This is a genomic window from Stella humosa (assembly GCF_006738645.1).
Taxonomy (GTDB): Bacteria; Pseudomonadota; Alphaproteobacteria; order ATCC43930; family Allostellaceae; genus Allostella; species Allostella humosa.
The window spans coordinates 5,563,859-5,583,765 of sequence record NZ_AP019700.1; the positions used below are offsets into that span (position 1 = coordinate 5,563,859).

Sequence of the window (19,907 nt, forward strand, 5' to 3'; positions counted from 1 at the left end):
CTAGGCCGCCAGCGCCTGCAGGGCCTCGTCGGGCGCCAGCCGGCCGTCATAGAGGGCCCGCCCGACGACGACGCCGGCAATGACGCCGGTCGCCTTCACGGCGTGGATGTCGGCGATGCCGGCCACGCCGCCAGAGGCGATCACGGGGATCGAGACCGCGCGGGCCAGTTCGGCCGTGGCCTCGACATTGACGCCGACCAGCGCACCGTCGCGGTCGATGTCGGTGTAGATGATCGCGGCCACGCCAGCATCCTCGAAGCGGCGCGCGAGATCGAGTGCGGTCGTCTCGGCCGTCTCGACCCAGCCTTCGACCGCGACCCGGCCGCCGCGGGCATCGATGCCGACCACGACCCGGCCGGGATGAAGCCGGCCGGCCGCGCGCACCAGGTCGGGATCGCGCAGGGCGACCGTGCCCAGGATGACGCGGCGGATGCCGGCCGCGAGCCAGCGCTCGATCGCCGCCATGTCGCGGATGCCGCCGCCGAGCTGCACCGGCACGTCGACCGCCGCCAGGATGGCGGCCACCGCCGCCTGGTTGACCGCGCGCCCATGGATGGCGCCGTCGAGGTCGACCAAATGCAGCCACGGGAACCCGGCCTGGGCGAAGAGCTGCGCCTGGGCTGCCGGGTCGTCGTTGTAGACGGTGGCCTGGTCCATCGCGCCGCGCAGCAACCGCACGCAGCGCCCCTCCTTCAGGTCGATGGCAGGGTAGAGGATCACTGGTCCAGCCTCTTGTAATAGTAGCGTCCGGCCACCGGCGCGCCGTCGACGACGGCATAGAGGGGATGGGTCCCCCAATGGACGAAGCCCAGATTCTCGTAGTGGGCGATGGCGGCGGTCTGCGTCTCTCGGACATCGAGGTTGAGGAGCTGGTAGCCCTCGTCCCGGGCCGCCGCGCAGACCGTGACGACGAGTTCGCGGGCCAGCCCGTGCCCGCGCGCCCAGGGCGCCACGAAATGGGTCGTCATGGTGGCCGCGTGGGCCTGTACCTCGTTATGGCGCGAGGGGCGCGACATCTGGGCGGACGCGGCGATGACGCCGTCGAGCCGACCGACGAACAACCGGCGCTCGGGCACCAGCAGCACGCCCTTCCAGTAGGCCTCCATGACCTGGCGCGGCGGCGGCGTCAGCCAGCCGAAGCCGCCGCCGGCGCGGATCGCCGCCTCGGCGGCGTCGCACAGGTCCGCCAGGTCGCCCTTGGCGAAGCGAGTCATCTCCTCGATGCCGATCGTCGCGGCCAGGCTGTTCACGCTCATGGCCGCCATGCCAGGAAGGATGCGAGCAGGCCGAGGCCAGCCGCCTGGCTCTTCTCGGGGTGGAACTGCGTGCCGATCAGGTTGTCGCGGCCGACGACGGCCGCGATCGGGCCGCCATAGTCGGTTTCGACCAGCAGGTCGGCCGGCCGCTCCGGCCGGATGGCATAGCTGTGCACGAAATAGACGTGGTCGCCCTGGCGGAGGTCGCGCAGCACCGGGTGGCCGGGCACCGGCCCCAGTTCGTTCCATCCCATGTGTGGGATCTTCAGTTGCGGATCGGTCGGCTGGATCACGCGCACCTCGCCCGCGATCCATCCCAGGCCGGGATGGACGCCGTGCTCGACGCCGCGCTCGGCCATCAGCTGCATGCCGACGCAGATGCCGAGGAAGGGACGGCCGCCGCGATGCACCGCCTCTTCCAGCGCCTCTATCATGCCGGGCACGTCACCCAGGCCCCGCCGGCAGTCGCCGAACGCCCCCACGCCCGGCAGCACCACATGATCGGCGCGGCGCACGATATCGGGATCGGCGGTGACGGCGACCGGGCGCGGGTCGCCCGAATCGCGGGCGGCGCGCGCCAGCGCCTTGGCGGCCGAGCGCAGGTTGCCCGACCCGTAGTCGACGACGGCGATGGTCATGCTGCACCCGTCATGCGTAGGCCCCGTCCCAGCCCTGGCGGCGGTCGGCCCAGCGCCGCAGCGCGGCATCGGCCGAGCGGCCGGTCGTGGGGCCGTCCTCGACATAGCCGCGCCAGTAGAGCTGCCGGCGGAACAGGTCGTTGGCCTCGGCCGCGAAGAGGAACCGGAAGGCCACGGTCACCAGGCCCGCCTCGGTCGTGCCGAGCCAGCCATGCACCCAGGCCGCCACCAGCAGCAGGTCCGCCGCCAGCACCAGCAGGGTCAGCAGCCACAGGCGATGGCCGGCCGCCCACAGGATCGGCAGCGGCAGCGCCGACCAGGCGAAGCCCTCGCGCACGGCGATCGCGTCGTCGGCACGGACATGGACCGAATAGACCCGCATCGGACTAGAGGACGCCCTTGGTCGAGGGCACCGAGCCCGCCTGGCGCGGATCCAGCGTCATCGCCGCGCGCAGCGCCCGGGCCAGGCCCTTGAAGCAGCTTTCGACGATGTGATGGTTGTTCTCGCCGTAGAGATTCTCGATATGCAGCGTCAGCCCGGCGTTCTGGGCGAAGGCCTGGAACCATTCCTTGAACAGCTCGGTGTCCATGTCGCCCAACTTGGGGCGGGTGAAGACCACCTTCCAGATCAGGTAGGGCCGGTTCGAGGCATCGAGCGCCACGCGCGTCAGCGTCTCGTCCATCGGGATCAGCGCATCGCCCCAACGGGTGATGCCCTTGCGGTCGCCGGCCGCCTGGGCGAAGGCCTGGCCCAGCGCGATGCCGACGTCCTCGGTCGTGTGATGGAAATCGATATGCAGGTCGCCTTCGGCCCGCACCTTGATGTCGAACAGCCCGTGGCGCGCGAGCTGGTCCAGCATGTGGTCGAGAAAACCGATACCGGTCGCGACATCGGCCGTGCCGCTGCCGTCGAGGTCGACGGACACGGCGATGCGCGTCTCCTTGGTGTTGCGCTCCACGGTGGCGCGGCGCATGGGCGTCCTCGGATGGTGGCCTGGGGGTTCCGGCCGTTCTATAGCCCGAAGCGCCCGCCCGCGCCACCCGAAGCGGGCCATCGGGACCGCGGCCGCCGCCGGTGCGGCGCCTGCGCTCTTGATCGCGGGCGCGCCGCCCCCCATCCTCTTGGCCGCAACCATTCCGATCGCGCGCGGCCGGGACCGTCGTCCCGCCGCGACCCGGCCCCCAACATCAAGAGACGAATGACAGACCGCGAGCCCCCCGCCTGGCACGGCACAACCATCCTTTGCGTCCGCAAGGCCGGGCGCGTCGCCATGGCCGGCGATGGACAGGTGTCGATGGGCCAGACGGTGATGAAATCGAACGCCCGCAAGGTGCGCCGCATCGGCAATGGCAGCATCATCGCCGGATTTGCCGGCGCCACGGCGGACGCCTTCACCCTGTTCGAGCGCCTGGAAGCCAAGCTGGAGGCCCATCCGAGCCAGTTGGCGCGCGCTTGCGTCGAGTTGGCCAAGGACTGGCGGACCGACCGCTACCTGCGCCGACTGGAGGCGATGATGGCGGTGGCCGACGGCAACGTGTCGCTGCTGCTGTCGGGCAATGGCGACGTGCTGGAGCCCGAGGACGGCATCATCGCCATCGGCTCCGGCGGGTCCTATGCGCTGGCCGCCGCGCGCGCGCTGATCGACCGCGACGACATGGATGCCGAGGCGATCGCCCGCCGTTCGCTCGCCATTGCGGCAGAAATCTGCGTCTACACCAACGACAAGATCATCGTCGAAGCCCTATGACCGACTTTTCCCCCCGCGAGATCGTCTCCGAGCTGGACCGCCACATCGTCGGCCAGAACGACGCCAAGCGCGCCGTCGCCATCGCCCTGCGCAACCGCTGGCGCCGCCAGCAGCTGCCCGAGGACCTGCGCGAGGAGGTCCTGCCCAAGAACATCCTGATGATCGGGCCGACCGGCGTCGGCAAGACCGAGATCGCCCGGCGCTTGGCGAAGCTGGCCCAGGCGCCCTTCCTGAAGGTCGAGGCGACCAAGTTCACCGAGGTCGGCTATGTCGGCCGCGACGTCGAGCAGATCATCCGCGACCTGATCGAGATCGCGATCCAGATGACCAAGGACCGGCTGCGCAAGGAGGTCGAATCGAAGGCCGAGCTGCGGGCCGAGGAGCGCGTGCTGGACGCCCTGGTGGGCGACAATGCCAGTGCCGAGACGCGCCAGAAGTTCCGCAAGATGTTGCGCGAGGGCCAGATCGACGATCGCGAGATCGAGCTGCAGGTGGCCGACGGCAACCCGCTCGGCCAGCTTCCGACCTTCGAGGTGCCGGGCATGCCGGGCGCCAGCGTCGGCATGCTGAACCTGGGCGACATCTTCGGCAAGGCCATGGGCGGCCGGACCAAGCCCCGGCGGATGACCGTCAGCCAGTCCTACGAGGTGCTGATCAAGGAGGAGGTCGAGAAGCTGCTGGACCAGGAGCGGGTGGTGCAGGAGGCGATCCGCGCCGTCGAGCAGAACGGCATCGTCTTCCTGGACGAGATCGACAAGATCTGCGCGCGCTCGGGCGAGCGGGTGGGCGGCGACGTCAGCCGCGAGGGCGTCCAGCGCGACCTGCTGCCACTGATCGAAGGCACCACCGTCAGCACCAAGCACGGCCCGGTGAAGACCGACCATGTGCTGTTCATCGCGTCGGGCGCCTTCCATACGGCCAAGCCGTCCGACCTGCTGCCGGAGCTGCAGGGCCGGCTGCCGATCCGCGTCAACCTGAACGCGCTCGTCCGCGACGACTTCCGCCGCATCCTGACCGAGCCGCACGCTTGCCTCATCACCCAGTACAAGGCGCTGCTGAAGACCGAGGAGGTGACGCTCGACTTCACCCCCGACGGCATCGACGCCCTGGCCGACCTGGCCGTCGCGATCAATGCGTCGGTCGAGAATATCGGCGCGCGCCGGCTGCACACGGTGATGGAGCGGCTGCTGGAGGAGGTCAGCTTCTCGGCCACCGACAACCCCGACACCACGCTCGTCGTCGATGCCGACTATGTCCGCCGGCAGGTGGGCGAGCTGGCCAAGAACACCGACCTGTCGAAGTTCATCCTCTAGCACCGGGGCGGCGCGCCCATGCTGTTGCCGGCGGCAATCCTGGTCCTGGTCGCGGGCGCGCTGGTGGCCTGGTTCGCCCGGCGCCGCCTGCCGCGGCCATGGAACCGGGTCGCCGCCGTGGCGGCACTGGCGCCCGGTGGCCTGATCGTGGCCGCCCTGGCGGCCGGCCTGGCGACGGGCTGGCTGAACTGTGCCGACCGGCCACTATGGCAACGCCTGACGGATGACGGGCGCTTCCTGGTGCGGGCGACCGCGATCGCCTGCGAGGGCGGCCAGACCAGCTACAACGTCGTGGTCGAGGAACAGAAGCCGGACGGCGGCGGCAAGGTGCGGGCGATCTGGCGCAGCTTCGGCAGCCCGGTGCCGGACGGCGTCGACCACCGCCCGCCCGCCACGTTCGCCATCCGTGCCCATGACGGCAGTCCAGCCCGGCTGCCGGTGCCGCCGGCCGAAGTGACGCTCGAAGGCAAGGACCTGGCGCCATCGCGCATGTGGTCGTTCCATCTGGGCCGGGCGATCTGACCCTTCACCCGGCTTCGGCCGTCTCCGGCTTGGCGACGGGTGCTGCTGCGGCCCGCCGGCGACCCGGCCGCGGGCGCTCTGCCGCGTCGAGCAGGCGGTGCATCGCTTCCACCGTGGCCGGCGACAAATGCCGCATGCTGCGCGCCATGCGGTTGGCAAGCTCGGTCGCGCGCGGGCCCAGGCCCGAAGTGTCGACCACGACGCGGGGATGCGACAGGCGGGCGGCGCGCTCCAGCGCTTCGGCATCGTCCCAGATGATGCCGAAATATTCGCAGACCTGGATGAGGAGGGCGCGGCTCGGCCGTCCCTTGCGGCCATGCTCCAGCGCCGACAGGTAGGCGGCCGAGATCTGCAGGTCGCACGCCATCGCCTTCAGCGTGATGCCGCGCTCGGCGCGCAGGCCGCGGACGGCTTCGCCGAACGGCGTCACGCCGGGCCGGCCCGGCGGCGATGCAGCGAGGCCCGAATCGCCCGCACATAGTCGAGCCGGCGGTCGTCGCCGCGGTGGCGGCCGATGTTGGAGAGGTGCAGCCGCCGGTGCAGCACCACCTCCGGCAGCACGGCGTAGCGCAGACCGGCATCGGTCGCCCGCAGGGTCCAACTGATGAACTCCGCCACCCGCAGGTCCGTCTCGAACACGCCGATCTGCTCGAACACCGTTCGCCGCGCGACCATGGCGCCCGAGATCAGGGCTGGCATCGTGCCCTCGGGAACGTGCACGGTCTCGCGTTCCTCGGTCGACAGGTCCGGGCTGGCGAACTGGGCGGCGTGGCCGAACACCATCGCCAGCCCCGGGTCGCGGCGCAGCGGTTCCGTCAGCACCGAACAATGGTCGGGCGACCAGAGGTCGTCGGAATCGAGAAACGCCACATACTCCGAGGTGGTCTCCACCAGCGCGCGGTTGCGCGCGGCACCGATGCCGCCGGGCGGGATCACCAGGACCTCCGGCCGGAGTGGATGGCGCGCAGCGACGGAGCCGCTGTCGTCGGTCGAGCCGTCATCGACGACGATGACCCGGGCGGGCGGCTCGTCCTGCGCGGCAACGCTGTCCAGCGCCTCGGTGATGTAACGGGCACCGTCGCGGACGGGCATGATCAGGGTAAGAGAGCCGTCGGTCATGCGCTGGAATCCACCTCGACGATGAACTCCTCCAGTCCCGGCAGGCGCGCCGGCGGGTTGGAGCGGCGTTTGCGCCGGGCCAGCGAGCGCGAGATACAGGTGACGAATGCCTGCCGGAGGGTCACCCGGTCGCGCGTCATGTTGCCGTCATGCATGCGATACAACAGGACGAGCCGGCGCAGCACATGAAGCGCCGGCTCGCTTTCCAGGACGCGAAAGTACCAGTCCACGTCCTCGCCATAGCGCAACTCCTCGGCGAAGCCGCCCATCCGGTCCCAGAGCGACCGGCGAAACAGGGCCGCGCCCAGATGCGGGGCGAAGAACGCACCCTCCGGCTGGCCGACGGGTGCCCAGGCGATGACCGCCTCCGGGCTCGTGTACGCATACTGGATCTGCCCCATCACGCCCTCGACGGCCGGGCGATCGACCATATAGCGCAGCATCCAGTCGAGACGGCCGTCCGGCCATCGGTCATCGACGTCGAGAAAACCGATGATGGGCGCGTGCGCCAGGCCGACGCCGGTGTTGCGGGCAGCACCCGGCCCGCGGTTGACGGTTCTCGTGGTGATGATCCGCCCGGCTGCGGCGAGCCCTTCGCAAAGGTCCGGCGTGGCATCGGTGGAGCCGTCGTCGACGACGACGATCTCGACTCCGCCCAGCCCCTCGGCCTCGATCATCTCGATCGCCCCCGGCAGGTGGGTCGCGCCGTTGTAGATCGGAATGACGATGCTGACGACCGGGCTGACGGCCGGAACCAGCGCCGCCGTCATGGCGCCAGCCGCTCGACCAGGTCGGCCACCACCAGCGGCAGGCGCGCCAGGTCGGTACCGGCCGCCAGTTCGAAGCAGGGGACAGCCGCGCAGAGGCGGGTCAGCTTGGCCAGCGTGCCGGGCGCGCCGCCGGGCAGATGGGCCAGCGTCGTCGGCGCCAACGCCCGGATGGCGACGGCGGCCGGCACCCGGCGCAGGCTGGTCTCGACCAGCCCGGTCACGCGCGGCACGAGGATGGCGCGAATCGGCATCGATGCCACCAGCGCGTCGGGAAAGCCGTCCTGGCCGAAGACCAGCGCCTTCTCGGGCGGAACGCGGTCGGGATTCCAGACCCGTTGCGCCAGCCGCGGAAAGCGCCGCAGGGCGTCCTCGGTGAACTTGGCCGTGTTGTAGAGGCTGTGGACGGTCGGCTGCGGCCCGGTATCGACCAGGACATAGTCGTCGCCGGCATAGGACAGGCCGCCCTCCAGGCAGGCGATGGTGGTGGTGGTCTTGCCGGCCCCACTGGGGCCGGTGACCAGCACGCCCGATCCCGGCCGGCCGACGGCACCCGCATGCACCGGCTGCAGCGTGCTGCCGGCCAGCGCCCAATGGAAGATCGGCCGGAACGGGAAGCTGCGCTCCCAGTAGGGCAACGGCCCGCGCATGTGATAGAGCGCCAGCCGGCGTTCCCGGTCCAGGACCGAGAGTGTTTCGGCCCCCAGTTGGTAGAAGGCATCGAACCCGTCGTCGGCATGGAGATCGATCTGGCCGCGATGGCCATAGGCGTCCGCCGGCCATGGTGCCGGCGGCAGGGCGCCATCGGCCTCGTCCCAGGCCTGGATGTCGAGGTCGGACGGGCCGTCATCGGGCAGGCGGATGTGGGCAAGCGCGGCATCGAGGGTCGCAGCGGCGGCTGCGCCCGCCGACAAGATCCGGAAGGCCCCGTTCCCCAGGCGATAGCGGCGCGCCACCAGGCCACGGGCCCTGGCCGCAGCCTCGAACACCGCCACGGAGTCGGCGAAGAACCCTTGCAGCGCCGGACGCAGGGACCCCGCAGCCGTCATGCCTTGGTCGCGGGATCGGGCAGGTCGGCGGCCTTTACCGGCCAGCCGACCTCGTCGACGTCATGCACCGGGTCGAGCGCCAGCAGTTCCTGGACGTCGGTGAAGCTCTGCAAGGTCAGCAGCTGCGTGAGGTCGGCCGGAAGCTGGGTGGACGGCGCCGGCTTGCCGGCCGGAACCGGGTCCGCCAGGGCCAGGTCCTCGCCGAGCAGCCCGGCCACGAAGGTATCTATCGCTGCGGCGGCTGTGTCGGCGGGCAGGGCTGCCTCGTCGGCGATGCGCCGCCGCAGCTCTGCCACCGTCGTGGAATCCACGATCTGCTGCCAGAGCACGGCGCCCACGCCCTGGAGGCTGTAGTAGGTACCGGACTTGAGGTTGATGATGACGGCTTCGCCGTCGAGGGTCTCGTGAACGATCGGGTTGCCGCGGGCAACCAGCCGTGTGTCGTCGGACAGATACATGAAGCCCCTGTGGATCGACGCTGCGAATTCGGTGCAACGCTATACTAGCGGCGGCGGCGCAACAGCAAATATAGGGCACCGCCCCCGCCATCGCGGGGCTGCGCCTCGGTATAGGCCAGGACGTGCGGGCGGACCGACGGCTCGTTCAGCCAGCGCGGCACCATGCGGCGCAGGACCCCGCGCTCGGCCGGGCTGCTGTTCCAGCCGCCGCGGCCGGTGATCAGCAGGATGCAGCGCCGACCCTGCGCCACGGCCGACAGGATGAAGCGATGCAGCGCCGAATGGGCCTCGGCCTGGGTCAGCCCGTGCAGGTCGAGCCGTCCGTCGATCGCCATCCGCCCGCGCTTCAGCCGCTCCACCGAGCGCGCGTCGACATCGACCGCGGCTCCGGCCTCGAGCGCGACCGGCGAGCGGGCCACCGGCCGGATCGCCGGCGATGGGGCGGGTGGCCGGCGGGCGTGATCGGCCGGCCGCGCCGGCGCCGCCGGCGGCGGCACCGGCAAGGCCGGCGGCTTGGCCGGTGCTAAAGCCGGGCGGCCGGTGGCACGCCGGGGCAGCGGAACGACATCGGCGACTGCGCGTCGCCAGAGGTCACGGTCGCGCGCCATCGATAGGGGCACCGGCGCGGCGCTGCTCGATGAGGACGATGTGCAGGCGACGCGGACCGTGGGCGCCGAGCTGGATCTTCTGTTCGATGTCGCCGGTGCGCGACGGGCCGGTCACGAAGTTGACGGTGCGCGGCATGCCGCCGCCGGCCGCTGCCTGCCAGGCCCGGAGGCGGCCCCATGCCGTCTCGTACGGGCCCACCACCTGGTCTGCGTAGAGCACGACGATATGGGTGTCGGGCAGGAAGTTCAGCGTCGTCGGGCGGTCCGCACCCGAGGCCAGCATGAGGGTGCCGGTCTCGGCGATGCCGGCGAAGGCCGGGGTCAGCGACACCGGGTCGTCGCCCTGCGAGCGGCCGCGATGGATCGACAGCAGCGGCCGGTCCTGCCAGGGAATCGCATCGAGTGCGGGATCGGGCGACATGACGATGTCGGTCGGCAGATTGTGGCGGGCAAGATACTCGGCCACCACCCCGGGGACGGCGGCTTCGTCCGGCACCCGGTCGACGGTGGTGCTGACCATCTCTGCCATCTCGACGAACAGGTCGAGCACGGCCGCCGGGGCCCGGTCGGTGCGGGCGGGGATCAGGTTGGCTGGATGCTCGGCCAGCCGGCGTTCCAGCGGCTCGGCCGCGGCACCGGTGATCGGGCCGCGGCCCAGCGCGCGGCGGACCGCCCCCAGCATCTGGCTGCGGGCGCTGGCGCCCGGCTTGGCATCGGTCATTGCCGGTTCCGTTCGGCCCAGAGATCGCGGAAGGTGCGGCCCTCGGGGGCCGGCATGTCGCGCACCCCGGTCCAGCCGCCGGCCAGCGGCAGCGAGGCGAACCGGCCGCGCCGCCGCCCGAGGCGGCCCAGCAGGCCGGCGCCGATCTTGGCCGCCAGCCCGTAGAGTGCGGGTCGCGCGGCCAGGAAGGCCCAGGCGCCAAGGCCCCATCGGGCGGCAGCGGGCCCTAGCCCGCGCTCCACCTGCCGCTCGCGCCAGTGGCGCATCATCTTGGGCAGCGGAATCTTCATCGGGCAGACGCTTTCGCAGCGGCCGCAGAAGGTCGACGCGTTCGGCAGGTGCCCCGCCTCGTCCACCCCGATCAGGTTGGGCGTCAGCACCGCTCCCATCGGCCCGGGATAGACCCAGCCATAGGCATGGCCGCCGACAGCCGAATAGACCGGGCAGTGGTTCATGCAGGCCGAGCAGCGGATGCAGCGCAGCATCTCGTGGAACTCGGTGCCGAGCATGGCGCTGCGGCCGTTGTCCAGCAGAACGACATGGTATTCCTGCGGCCCGTCGAGGTCGCCCGGACGGCGCGGCCCGGTCGACACGGTGGTGTAGGAGGAGAATTCCTGCCCGGTCGCCGAGCGCGCCAGCAGGCGCAGGATGGTCGACACGTCCTCCAGCGTCGGCACCACCTTTTCCAGGCTGGCCAGGACGATGTGCACCTTGGGCAGGGTCTGCGTCAGGTCGCCATTGCCCTCGTTGGTGACGATGATCGACGAGCCGGTTTCCGCGATCAGGAAGTTGGCGCCGGTAATGCCGACATCGGCCGCCAGGAACTTGGAGCGCAGGATCGTGCGGGCCTCGTCGCAGAGCTGGCGCGCCTCCGACAGCGGGCGATCGGCCGGCAGGTCGGTGTGGCTGCGGCGGAAGGTTTCCTCGACGTCGTCCTGGTTGAGGTGGACGGCGGGCGCGATGATGTGGCTGGGCGGCTCCTTACGGAGCTGGATGATGTATTCGCCAAGGTCGGTCTCGACCGGCTCGATGCCCTTCTCCTCCAGGAAATCGTTGAGCGCGATCTCCTCGGCGATCATCGACTTGCCCTTGGTCACGGTCCGCGCCCCGGCGCCGCGGCAGATCTCGAGGATCGTCTCGCGTGCCTCGGCCGCGGTGCGGCACCAGTGGACCTTGCCGCCGCTGGCGACGACCTTCTCCTCGTAGCGCTCGAGATACCAGTCGAGATGGGCCAGCGTGTGGTTCTTGATGTCTCGGGCGATGTCGCGAAGCTGCTCGAACTCCGGCAGGGCGGCAACCGCGACCCGCCGGCGTTCCTGGAAACCGTGCCGCAGGTTCTCCATCGCCCGCTGCAGGCGCGGGTCGCCCAGCGCGCGCTGGGCGTTGTCCTTGAAGGCATGGGCGGTGGATTGCATGGCGGCCGCTTCTGGTGTCGGGCTACTTGGAACCGGGTGCGCCGATCGGCGGCCGGTCGGCCATGTCCGCCAGCACCTCGGCGACATGGCGCACCGCGACGGGCACGCCCAGGCGCGACAGCTTGCCCGCCATGTTCAGCAGGCAGCCCATGTCGCCGGCCAGCAGGGTGCCGGCGCCGGTGCGGCGGACATCCTCGGCCTTGTCGGTGACCATGCGGTCGGAAATGGCGGGGTACTTGACGCAAAAGGTGCCGCCGAAGCCGCAGCAGGTCTCCGCCCCCGGCAGCTCGGTGATCGACAGACCCGCGACCGAGCGCAGGAGCTGGCGGGGCTGCTGCTTCACGCCCAGCTCGCGCAGGCCCGAGCAGGAGTCGTGATAGGTGACCGCGCCCTCGAAGCGCGCGGCCACGTGCCTTACGCCGCGGATGTCGACCAGGAACGAGACCAGCTCGTGGCTGCGCTTGGCCAGGTGCTGGGCCGCCAGCGCCATTTCCGGCTCGTCGGCGAACAGCTCGGGATAGTGGTCGTGCAGCATGCCGCCGCACGAGCCCGAAGGTGCGACCACATAGTCGACATCGGCGAAGGCGGCGATGACCTGACGGGCGACCTGCTTGGCCCGGGCCTTGTCGCCGGAGTTATAGGCCGGCTGGCCGCAGCAGGTCTGCTGCGGCACGACGACCGTGCAACCGGCATCCTCCAGCAGCTTCACCGCGGCAAAGCCGACGGTGGGCCGGAACAGGTCGACCAGGCAAGTGACGAGCAGGCCGACCCGGCAGGGGGCAGCGTTCGGGGCGTTTTCCATCTGGGGCCGCAGAATGGGCGTGCCCTGGCGCCCGGTCAACGGGGTGTCCCGGTGTCAACGCGCCTGGGGCGGGCGGACCCCCTGCGGCAGCAGCAGCCAGTAGCCGCCGCGCGACTTCATCAGGCCGGCCCGTTCGGCGGCCTCGGCGCCGAAGCCCCAGAACACGTCGCCCCGCACCGGGCCGCGGATGGCACCGCCCGTGTCCTGGGCCACCATCAGGCGGCGGACGCGGGCGCTGCGCGACAGCGGATCCTCGGCGTCCAGCCAGACCGGCACGCCATAGGGCACGAAGCTGGGATCGACGGCGAGGCTGCGGCCGGGCGTGAGTGCCACGCCCTGGGCGCCCAGCGGCCCGTCGCCCTTCAACTCGCGGAAGAAGACATAGGACGGGTTCTCGTTCATCAGCCGGCCGGCCTCGGCCGGATGGGCGGCGAGCCAGGCGCGGATGCTGGGCATGCTGACGCTCTCGCGCGGGATCTGGCCGCGATCGGCCAGCAAGCGGCCGATCGGTACGTAGGCATGGCCGTTCTGGGCCTCGTAGCCGACGCGCAGGACCGTCCCGTCGGTCAGCTTGACCCGGCCCGAGCCCTGGATATGAAGGAAGAAGGCATCGACGGCGTCGTCGACCCAGACCAGTTCCAGGCCCCGGCCCTGCAGCGCGCCCGCCTCGATCTCCGCCCGGTCGGGATAGGGGCGCAGGCGCCCGCCCTCCAGCCGGCCGGCGATGCGCTGGCCGCGCAATGCCGGGCGGAACTGGGCCAGGTCGACCTCCACCAGGTCGGGCGGGCGGCGCAGCAGGGGGGTGGAGAAGCGCTGGGTGCGGGTGCGCGAGCCGGACAGGAGCGGCTCGTAGTAGCCGGTGAACAGCCCTTCGGTCTGGTCGCGATCGGCCGCACGCCAGGGCTGGAAGCGGGTTTCGAAGAAGCGGCGGGCAGCGGCGGCGTCATTGGCGGGGACCTGGGCCGCGGCCGTGCAAACGACCCGCCAGTCGCCAGCCTTGCCCGAGACGCCCTCCGGCCCGACCGGGCGGGCGGGATCAACCGCGGCGATGCGCTCGCAGGAGCGCCGCAGCGCGGGCAAGGCCTGGGCCTGATCGTCGGTCGTCCAGCCGGGAAGGTCGGCGAAGCGGGCCGGGGTCAGCGACAGGACGGCCGGGGTCTCCGGTGCCGTCTGGGCCGCGCCTGGGGTGGGCGGCGGCGGCGCGGGTGCATCGCGATCCCCGCCGCAGGATGCCACCAAACCGACCAGGGCAGCCGCCACCAGCCACCGTGCCCACGCAGCCGGCATCTCTGCTACTGCGGCGTGGCCGTGGTGACCAGGAGCCAGTTCGGATCGCCCGAACGCGTATCGCGGGCAAAGGTCCAAAGGTCGATCAGCTCCACCGTCTGGCCCGGCTCGCCATCCACCACCGCGCCCGCGGCATTGCGCACGACGTTGATCTGGTCGGATACGAAGCGGACCGTCACGAAGGCCATCGGGCCTTCCATGTGGGCCTCGTGCAGATCGACCGCCTTCATGGCGACGATCGTCGTCTCCAGCGTCTGCTTCTGCGTTTCGCGTTCCCGGATGGCATCGGAGAACTGCGTGTAGACGGAATCGTTCAGCAGCGGCCGCAGGGTATGGATGTCGCCCTGGGCGAAGGCGCCGACGATCATCTCGAACGCGGACTTGGCACCCTCAACGAAGATGTCGGGGTCGAAGCCACGATCGGCTGCGCGGATCTGCGCGATGCCGGCCTCGGGGCTGATCGGCAGCGTTTCCTGGGGGGCGGGGACATCGACCGGCGGCCGGTCCGCGCGCGGCGGCAGCGGGACGACCTTGCCATCGTCGCTGTCCGGCGCATCCTTGCGTCCGAAGATGCCGGTCGGCGGGGGACGCTCGTTGCCGGTGCGCCGCCCGAGCACGCTGCGCAGCCGCAGCACGAGGAATGCGGCGATCATCGCGAAGAGGATGATGTCGAAGAGCTGAAAGCCGCTGTTCATCGATCCTGCCTTGGGTGACCCGGAATCGGCACGTCCGGGCTCCGTACCCTATGGCTTGCGCACGGCCCGATCCCGTGTAGATAGGACCATGCCATCGGGTAAGCAAGCATGCGCGCCATAGTTCCCTTCATCCTGCTCGTCATTCCGCTGATCGAGATCGCCCTTTTCGTCGTCGTCGGCGATGTGATCGGCCTGTGGCCGACGCTGGCCGCGACACTGCTGGCGGCCGTCGTCGGGGTCGTGCTGATCCGCGGCCGGGGCCGGGCCGCCTTCGAGCGCCTGCGCCCCGGGCAAGGCCCCGCGGCCGTGCCGATCGGGTCGGTAATCGACGGCGCTGCCGTGGTGATCGCCGGCATGCTGCTGCTGATACCGGGCTTCCTGACCGACCTGCTGGGCGTGTCGCTGCTATTGCCGCCGGTTCGCCGGCGTCTGGGCCGGGTGATTGGCCAACGCTTTCGCATGGCGGCCGGCCCGTCCCCTTTCGGCGACCCGGGTTTCGGGCAATCCGGATTCGGGCAATCCGGATTCGGGCAGGCGGGCTTCGACCCCGGCGGTTTCCCGTCCGCCGCCGGCCCCGTCATCGAGGGCGAGGCGGTGGTCGTGCGCGATCCGCCAGCACCGCCGGCAGCCGCGGCCGACGATCCATCCCATCCACCGCGCGTGGCCCCGCCCCGCCCGCGCGACCCACCCCTGACCGGAACCGACCATGATCCTCGTGCGACACGGCCAATCGGAGTTCAATGCCGCCTTCTCGGTGACCAGGGTCGATCCCGGCATCCAGGACCCACGCCTGACCGAGGAGGGAAAGCGGCAGGCGGCCCAGGCAGCCGCGACCCTGGCCGCAATGCCGATCCGCCATCTGGTCGCCAGCCCGTACACGCGCGCGATCGAGACGGCCGAGATCATCGGCGAGGCCCTGGGCCTGCCGCTGACCATCGATCCGATCGTCGGCGAACGCGCCGCCTTCGTCTGCGACGTCGGCTCGATGACCAGCATCCTCAGGACGCGCTGGCCGCATCTGGGGCTGGATCACATGGACGAGCAGTGGTGGCCGACCATGGAGGAGCCGGAGCACGCCATGCTGGACCGCTGCGCCCGCTTTCGCACGGCCATGCAGGCACGTGACGACTGGCGCCATGTCGCCGTCGTCACCCACTGGGGCTTCATCCGCGGGCTGACGGGCAAGCGCGTCGGGAATGGCGAGGTCGTGCCGTTCGACCCGACCGGGCCGGCACCCACCGTTTTCGAATAGCCCGCTTCGAGTAGCCCCGCCCGTCCCGCGACCGCTTGGCCGGCCGCGACAATCCGTGCTAGTGCGCCTTATCCGCGCCCGAACGTCTTTCCCCGAGGAACCATGACCGACCAGACCCCCGCCCAGGCCGCCCAGGGCGCGCCCGTTTCGATCAATGCCCAGTACATCCGCGACCTGTCGTTCGAGAACCCGAACGCCCCACAGATCATGGCCGAGCTGCGCGAGCCGCCGCAGATCGAGGTGAAGGTCGACGTGAAGGTGCGCGCGCTGGCCGACAACGTGTTCGAGGTCGTCCTGTCGGTTTCCGCCAGCGCCACGGTCGCCGGCAAGAATGCGTTCGTGGTCGAACTGGAATACGGCTCGGTGGTGACGCTGGCGGCAGAGCTGCCGCAGGAGCATTTCGGGGCCATCCTGCTGATCGAGATTCCGCGGATGCTGTTCCCCTACGCCCGCCAGATCATCGGCGACGCCACGCGCGACGGCGGATTCCCGCCCCTGCTGCTGAACCCGATCGACTTCGCCGAGCTCTATCGCCAGCAGCAGGAAGCCCAGCAGCAGGCCGGGCCCGGCAACGGCGCAGCACTGGCGTGACCGGTCGCCGGGGCCGGTCGGACCAGCCCCGGCAGGCCTTCGGCATCGCGGGTCAACGGAGCCAGATGGCGCCCTTGATCCGCGCAACCAGCGCGGCGTGCGCGGCGGCCTCCGCCGGCGTCGGCGCGTGGGGCCTGGGCGCACGCGGCACCCGCACCACGGCTGTCCGGCGTTCCACCACGACCGCCGTCTCGGCGGTCAGGCTGAGACCCTTCTGCCGGCCGCCGGTCAGTTCGAGATAGACGTCGGCCAGCAGCTCGGCGTCCAGGCGCGCGCCATGCTTGACGCGGGCACTGGTGTCGATGCCGAAGCGGCGGCAGAGCGCGTCCAGGCTGGCCGGGGACCCGGGAAAGCGCCGGCGCGCCATGGTCAGCGTGTCGACGGCACGGGTCGACGGGATGGCCGCGTGGCCGGTGCGGGCCAGTTCCGAATTGATGAAGCGCAGGTCGAATTCCGCGTTGTGGATGACCAGCGGATCGTCGCCGATGAAGGCGAGGAAATCGGCCACCATCTCGGCGAAGACCGGCGCCCCGACCAGATCGGCGTCGGAGATGCCGTGCACGGCATAGGCTTCGGGATCGACCAGCCGCTCGGGGTTGATGCGGCTGACATACTCCACGCCGGAGCGCACGCCGTTCTGCAGCTCGAGGCACGCCACCTCGATCAGGCGGTGGCCATCGCGCGGGTCGAGGCCGGTCGTCTCGGTGTCGACGACGATTTCACGCATGGGGTCTCTTCCTGTCCGCGGGGCAGCGCATTGCCCCAATGGAGCTGCGAACCTGTTGCATGACGGCCGCCAGCCGGTGCCAGGTGAAGCTGCGGCCCAGCCCGGTCGGCACCACCCAGTCGGCGCGGCGGCGCTTCTCGGCGTCCGGGGTCTGCTGGGCCAGCGTACCGCGGAACTTTTCCTCGGTCATGCCGCGACGGCGCATCACCCGCTGCCGTTGCAGGAAGGGGGGGGCCGTCACCACGATCACCTGATGGCAGTACCGTTCATTGCCCTTTTCGTACAAGAGCGGGATGTCGAGCACGATGATCGGGACCCGCCGCCGCCGCTGGCGTTGCAGGAACGCGCGCGAGGAGCGCCGGACCAGGGGGTGCACGATCGCCTCGAGTTGGCGCAACCGGGCCGGGTCGGCGAAGACGATGCGCCCGAGTGCCTGGCGGTCGACGGCACCATCCTTCACGACGCCCGGAAAAGCCTGGTCGATCGGCGCCACGGCGGCACCGCCGCGTGCCAGCAGGCGATGAACGGCGGCGTCGGAATCATGCACCGGCACACCCATGCGCCGCAGCATGGCCGCACTGGTCGATTTTCCCATGCCGATCGACCCGGTCAGGCCGACGACGATCACCGGACGGGGCTCGCCGCCTGACCCAGGACGACCTGGCGCAGTTCCGGCGTCACTTCCGGAGCCTGGCCGAACCAGTGCTCGAAGCCGGGTCGGGCCTGGTGCAGCAGCATGCCAAGACCATCGACGATCGCGTTGCCGCGTGCCGCCGCAGCGGCCAACAGCGGCGTGACCAGCGGGACATAGACGATATCGGCGACGACCGCCCGCGCCGGCAGATGGGAAAGATCGAGATCGAGCGGCGGCTCGCCCGTCATCCCCTGGGTCGTGCCGTTCACCAGCAGGGCGGCCCCGGCCAACGCAGCGCCGCGATCGGCCCAGTCGACGACCGTCACCCCGCCCAGGTCGGCCGCGAGCGCCTCGGCCCGGGCGCGGGTTCGATTGGCGAGGCGAATCTCCGCGACGCCGGCATCCTGCAAGGCCGCCACGATGGCCCGCACGGCACCGCCGGCACCGATGATCGTGGCCGGCCCCCGGCTGCCGCGCCATCCCGGCGCTGCCTCGCGCAGGCTTTCGATGAAACCGAAGGCGTCGGTGTTGTAGCCGTGGAGGGCGCCTTCGCCGGTGACGACGACCGTGTTGACGGCGCCGATGCGGCGGGCCAGCGGATCGACCTGGTCCAGGACCGGGAACACCAGCTCCTTGTGCGGGACGGTCAGGTTGCAACCGGCAAAACCCAGCAGCGGCAGCGAGCGTACCGCCTCGACCACCCGTTCGGGCCGCACCGCCATCGGGATATAGGCCCCGTCGATGCCATAGCGGTCCAGCCAGTATCCGTGCAGCCGGGGCGACCGCGAATGGGACACGGGCCATCCCATCACGCCGGCGATCCGGGCCTTGCCTGACAGCATCATCGTTCGACCACCCCATGGCCCCGCAGGAATTCGAGAAGCGGCAACAGCGGCAGGCCGAGGATCGCGGAATGGTCCCCGGCGATCGTCGAGAAGAGCTGGACGCCAGGGCCTTCCAGCCGGTAGCCGCCGACCGATACCAGCATCGCCCTGCCTTCGAGCGCGATATAAGCGTCCAGAAAGGCGTCGGAGAAGGCCCGCATCGTCAGCCGAGGCGCCTCGCGATGGTGCCAGAGCCGCTGCCCGTCGCGCACCACGCACACGGCCGTGGCAAGGCGGTGCTCGCGGCCGCGCAAGGCCACCAGATGGGCCCGGGCGTGGTCGAGGTCGGGCGGCTTGTCGAACCAGACCCCGGCGCAATCGAGGATCTGGTCGGCACCGATCACCAGCGCTCCCGGCACCTTGCGGGAGACCCGCATGGCCTTGGCCTCGGCCAGCGCATCGGCGGTGGTCGCCGAATCGGCGCCGGCCGCACGCATGCTGTGCTTGATCTCGTCCTCGTCCACGGCAGATACGACGGTGGAGAAGGGGACGCCCGCTGCTGCCAGGAGCTGCCCTCGGGTCGGGCTGGCGGAGGCCAGGACCAGTGGCGGCGCTTCGGGCATCGTCATTGCGGGCCGGCGGCGCTGGCCATGCCCTGACGGCGCGCCAGCAACTGCATGATGGTGGCCGCCGTCTCCTCGATCGACCGGCGGGTCACGTCGATGACCGGCCAGCGATGTTCGGCACACATGCGCCGCACGAAGGCGATCTCCTGGCGCACCGCTTCCAGGTCGACATAGTCGCCGCCCTCATGGTCCTGGATCATGCGCAGCCGCTGCCGGCGGATCTGCACCAGGCTCTCCGGGTCCTTGGTCAGGCCGACGACCAGGGGGTGGGTGGTCGTGAACAGCTCGTCCGGCGGCGGCACGCCGGGCACGATCGGCACATTGGCAGCCTTGATGCCGCGGTTGGCCAGGTACATCGCAGTCGGTGTCTTCGATGTGCGGGAGACCCCGGTCAGCACGACATCGGCGGCGTCGAGGTTCCACAGCCCCTGCCCGTCATCATGGACGAGCGCGTAGGTCATCGCGTCGATGCGATGGAAATACTCGGCGTCCAGCGCGTGCTGCCGCCCGGGCTGGCCGCGGCTGCGGCGGCCGAGATAGCTGGCGAAGGCGCCGATGATCGGATCCAGGATCGGGATCGTCGGCACCTGCAGGCGACGACAGGCACCTTGCAACAACCCGCGCAGCGTCTCGTCGACCAGGGTGAAGAGGACGACGCCCGGGTTGGCCTCGATCCCGGCGATCACCCGCTCGACCTGGGTGCGCGTGCGCACCATCGACCAGGTGTGCTCGACCGGATCGACGTCCTCGAACTGCGACACGCACGCTCGTGCCAGGCCGTGGACCGTCTCGCCGGTGGCGTCGGATACGAGATGGAGATGGAAGGTCTTGCTCACCGGGGGGAGCCTACCTGCT

Annotated in this window: 26 protein-coding genes and 1 pseudogene; 6 read left to right on the top strand and 21 right to left on the bottom strand. The window is 70.7% G+C overall.

Annotated features, from left to right (window positions below):
• The 5 genes from hisA to hisB are packed head-to-tail and all read right to left on the bottom strand — an operon-like array spanning position 1 to position 2,868.
• A complete protein-coding gene (gene hisA / locus STVA_RS26195) occupies positions 1 to 720 on the bottom strand; it encodes a 1-(5-phosphoribosyl)-5-[(5-phosphoribosylamino)methylideneamino]imidazole-4-carboxamide isomerase (protein ID WP_123690537.1) in 720 nt (239 codons plus the stop codon).
• Positions 717 to 1,256, bottom strand: a complete 540-nt coding sequence (locus STVA_RS26200; RefSeq protein WP_179955426.1) for a GNAT family N-acetyltransferase — start codon at positions 1,254 to 1,256, stop codon at positions 717 to 719. Before STVA_RS26200 ends, hisA begins: the two co-directional genes overlap by 4 nt.
• Complete coding sequence (gene hisH / locus STVA_RS26205; protein WP_123690532.1) at positions 1,253 to 1,894, bottom strand: imidazole glycerol phosphate synthase subunit HisH; 642 nt, start codon at positions 1,892 to 1,894, stop codon at positions 1,253 to 1,255. The genes STVA_RS26200 and hisH overlap by 4 nt, the downstream gene beginning before the upstream one ends.
• Positions 1,895 to 1,904: 10 nt before the next feature.
• On the bottom strand, positions 1,905 to 2,276 hold the full coding sequence (locus STVA_RS26210; protein WP_123690530.1) for a DUF2628 domain-containing protein: 372 nt from the start codon (positions 2,274 to 2,276) through the stop codon (positions 1,905 to 1,907).
• A 4-nt stretch (positions 2,277 to 2,280) separates the two neighbouring features.
• Positions 2,281 to 2,868, bottom strand: coding sequence for an imidazoleglycerol-phosphate dehydratase HisB (gene hisB, locus STVA_RS26215; RefSeq protein ID WP_123690528.1), 588 nt, complete (start codon positions 2,866 to 2,868; stop codon positions 2,281 to 2,283).
• Between the two features lie 225 nt (positions 2,869 to 3,093).
• On the opposite strand from hisB, the gene hslV reads away from it, so the two are divergent.
• From hslV to STVA_RS26230, 3 genes are read left to right on the top strand one after another with little or no spacing between them, the layout of a single operon-like run.
• A complete protein-coding gene (hslV, locus tag STVA_RS26220; RefSeq protein ID WP_123690526.1) occupies positions 3,094 to 3,642 on the top strand; it encodes an ATP-dependent protease subunit HslV in 549 nt (182 codons plus the stop codon).
• Complete coding sequence (gene hslU, locus STVA_RS26225) at positions 3,639 to 4,955, top strand: ATP-dependent protease ATPase subunit HslU (protein WP_123690524.1); 1,317 nt, start codon at positions 3,639 to 3,641, stop codon at positions 4,953 to 4,955. Before hslV ends, hslU begins: the two co-directional genes overlap by 4 nt.
• A gap of 18 nt (positions 4,956 to 4,973) precedes the next feature.
• The gene (locus STVA_RS26230) at positions 4,974 to 5,477 is read left to right on the top strand and encodes a hypothetical protein (RefSeq protein WP_123690522.1); all 504 of its coding nucleotides are present in this window, start codon (positions 4,974 to 4,976) and stop codon (positions 5,475 to 5,477) included.
• A 4-nt stretch (positions 5,478 to 5,481) separates the two neighbouring features.
• On the opposite strand, the gene STVA_RS26235 is transcribed toward STVA_RS26230, so the two are convergent.
• The 11 genes from STVA_RS26235 to STVA_RS26280 are packed head-to-tail and all read right to left on the bottom strand — an operon-like array spanning position 5,482 to position 14,398.
• Positions 5,482 to 5,907: a helix-turn-helix domain-containing protein gene (locus tag STVA_RS26235; protein ID WP_123690520.1), complete on the bottom strand. Its 426-nt coding sequence runs from the start codon at positions 5,905 to 5,907 to the stop codon at positions 5,482 to 5,484.
• Positions 5,904 to 6,596 (bottom strand): glycosyltransferase family A protein, encoded by a 693-nt coding sequence (locus STVA_RS26240; protein WP_123690518.1) that lies wholly within the window; start codon positions 6,594 to 6,596, stop codon positions 5,904 to 5,906. Before STVA_RS26240 ends, STVA_RS26235 begins: the two co-directional genes overlap by 4 nt.
• Positions 6,593 to 7,366 carry a glycosyltransferase family 2 protein gene (locus tag STVA_RS27835; protein WP_170216510.1) on the bottom strand — a complete coding sequence of 258 codons (774 nt, stop codon included), beginning with the start codon at positions 7,364 to 7,366 and terminating at the stop codon, positions 6,593 to 6,595. Before STVA_RS27835 ends, STVA_RS26240 begins: the two co-directional genes overlap by 4 nt.
• Positions 7,363 to 8,412 (bottom strand): phosphoenolpyruvate carboxykinase (ATP), encoded by a 1,050-nt coding sequence (locus tag STVA_RS27840; RefSeq protein WP_170216509.1) that lies wholly within the window; start codon positions 8,410 to 8,412, stop codon positions 7,363 to 7,365. Before STVA_RS27840 ends, STVA_RS27835 begins: the two co-directional genes overlap by 4 nt.
• Positions 8,409 to 8,870, bottom strand: coding sequence for a PqqD family protein (locus tag STVA_RS26250; RefSeq protein ID WP_123690516.1), 462 nt, complete (start codon positions 8,868 to 8,870; stop codon positions 8,409 to 8,411). Before STVA_RS26250 ends, STVA_RS27840 begins: the two co-directional genes overlap by 4 nt.
• 44 nt (positions 8,871 to 8,914) lie before the next feature.
• Positions 8,915 to 9,478 (bottom strand): Smr/MutS family protein, encoded by a 564-nt coding sequence (locus STVA_RS26255; RefSeq protein WP_123690514.1) that lies wholly within the window; start codon positions 9,476 to 9,478, stop codon positions 8,915 to 8,917.
• Positions 9,462 to 10,199 (bottom strand): LutC/YkgG family protein, encoded by a 738-nt coding sequence (locus STVA_RS26260; protein WP_123690512.1) that lies wholly within the window; start codon positions 10,197 to 10,199, stop codon positions 9,462 to 9,464. Before STVA_RS26260 ends, STVA_RS26255 begins: the two co-directional genes overlap by 17 nt.
• Complete coding sequence (locus STVA_RS26265; protein ID WP_123690510.1) at positions 10,196 to 11,614, bottom strand: LutB/LldF family L-lactate oxidation iron-sulfur protein; 1,419 nt, start codon at positions 11,612 to 11,614, stop codon at positions 10,196 to 10,198. Before STVA_RS26265 ends, STVA_RS26260 begins: the two co-directional genes overlap by 4 nt.
• Positions 11,615 to 11,636: 22 nt before the next feature.
• Positions 11,637 to 12,416 carry a (Fe-S)-binding protein gene (locus STVA_RS26270; RefSeq protein ID WP_123690508.1) on the bottom strand — a complete coding sequence of 260 codons (780 nt, stop codon included), beginning with the start codon at positions 12,414 to 12,416 and terminating at the stop codon, positions 11,637 to 11,639.
• A gap of 54 nt (positions 12,417 to 12,470) precedes the next feature.
• Positions 12,471 to 13,703: a murein transglycosylase A gene (gene mltA, locus STVA_RS26275; RefSeq protein ID WP_123690506.1), complete on the bottom strand. Its 1,233-nt coding sequence runs from the start codon at positions 13,701 to 13,703 to the stop codon at positions 12,471 to 12,473.
• A 5-nt stretch (positions 13,704 to 13,708) separates the two neighbouring features.
• Entirely contained in the window at positions 13,709 to 14,398 is a 690-nt protein-coding gene (locus STVA_RS26280) for a Tim44/TimA family putative adaptor protein (RefSeq protein ID WP_123690504.1), read from the bottom strand.
• Positions 14,399 to 14,506: 108 nt separating this feature from the next.
• Between STVA_RS26280 and STVA_RS28630 the strand changes: the two are divergent.
• From STVA_RS28630 to secB, 3 genes and pseudogenes are all read left to right on the top strand, one after another.
• Positions 14,507 to 14,788: pseudogene (locus STVA_RS28630) on the top strand (FxsA family protein); the annotation flags it as partial.
• A 316-nt stretch (positions 14,789 to 15,104) separates the two neighbouring features.
• Entirely contained in the window at positions 15,105 to 15,650 is a 546-nt protein-coding gene (locus STVA_RS26290) for a histidine phosphatase family protein (protein ID WP_123690500.1), read from the top strand.
• Positions 15,651 to 15,752: 102 nt separating this feature from the next.
• Positions 15,753 to 16,241, top strand: a complete 489-nt coding sequence (gene secB / locus STVA_RS26295; RefSeq protein ID WP_123690498.1) for a protein-export chaperone SecB — start codon at positions 15,753 to 15,755, stop codon at positions 16,239 to 16,241.
• A gap of 52 nt (positions 16,242 to 16,293) precedes the next feature.
• Here secB and dnaQ read toward each other — a convergent pair whose 3' ends face one another.
• Genes dnaQ through STVA_RS26320 form a run of 5 tightly spaced genes read right to left on the bottom strand, consistent with a single transcriptional unit; the run spans position 16,294 to position 19,888 of the window.
• A complete protein-coding gene (gene dnaQ / locus STVA_RS26300; protein ID WP_123690496.1) occupies positions 16,294 to 16,968 on the bottom strand; it encodes a DNA polymerase III subunit epsilon in 675 nt (224 codons plus the stop codon).
• Entirely contained in the window at positions 16,961 to 17,596 is a 636-nt protein-coding gene (coaE, locus tag STVA_RS26305) for a dephospho-CoA kinase (protein WP_123690494.1), read from the bottom strand. The genes dnaQ and coaE overlap by 8 nt, the downstream gene beginning before the upstream one ends.
• The gene (locus STVA_RS26310; protein WP_179955427.1) at positions 17,593 to 18,447 is read right to left on the bottom strand and encodes a shikimate dehydrogenase; all 855 of its coding nucleotides are present in this window, start codon (positions 18,445 to 18,447) and stop codon (positions 17,593 to 17,595) included. Before STVA_RS26310 ends, coaE begins: the two co-directional genes overlap by 4 nt.
• Complete coding sequence (locus tag STVA_RS26315) at positions 18,444 to 19,049, bottom strand: Maf family protein (protein WP_338069544.1); 606 nt, start codon at positions 19,047 to 19,049, stop codon at positions 18,444 to 18,446. The genes STVA_RS26310 and STVA_RS26315 overlap by 4 nt, the downstream gene beginning before the upstream one ends.
• 2 nt (positions 19,050 to 19,051) lie before the next feature.
• Entirely contained in the window at positions 19,052 to 19,888 is an 837-nt protein-coding gene (locus STVA_RS26320) for a pyruvate, water dikinase regulatory protein (RefSeq protein WP_245978338.1), read from the bottom strand.
• Positions 19,889 to 19,907: the final 19 nt, after the last annotated feature.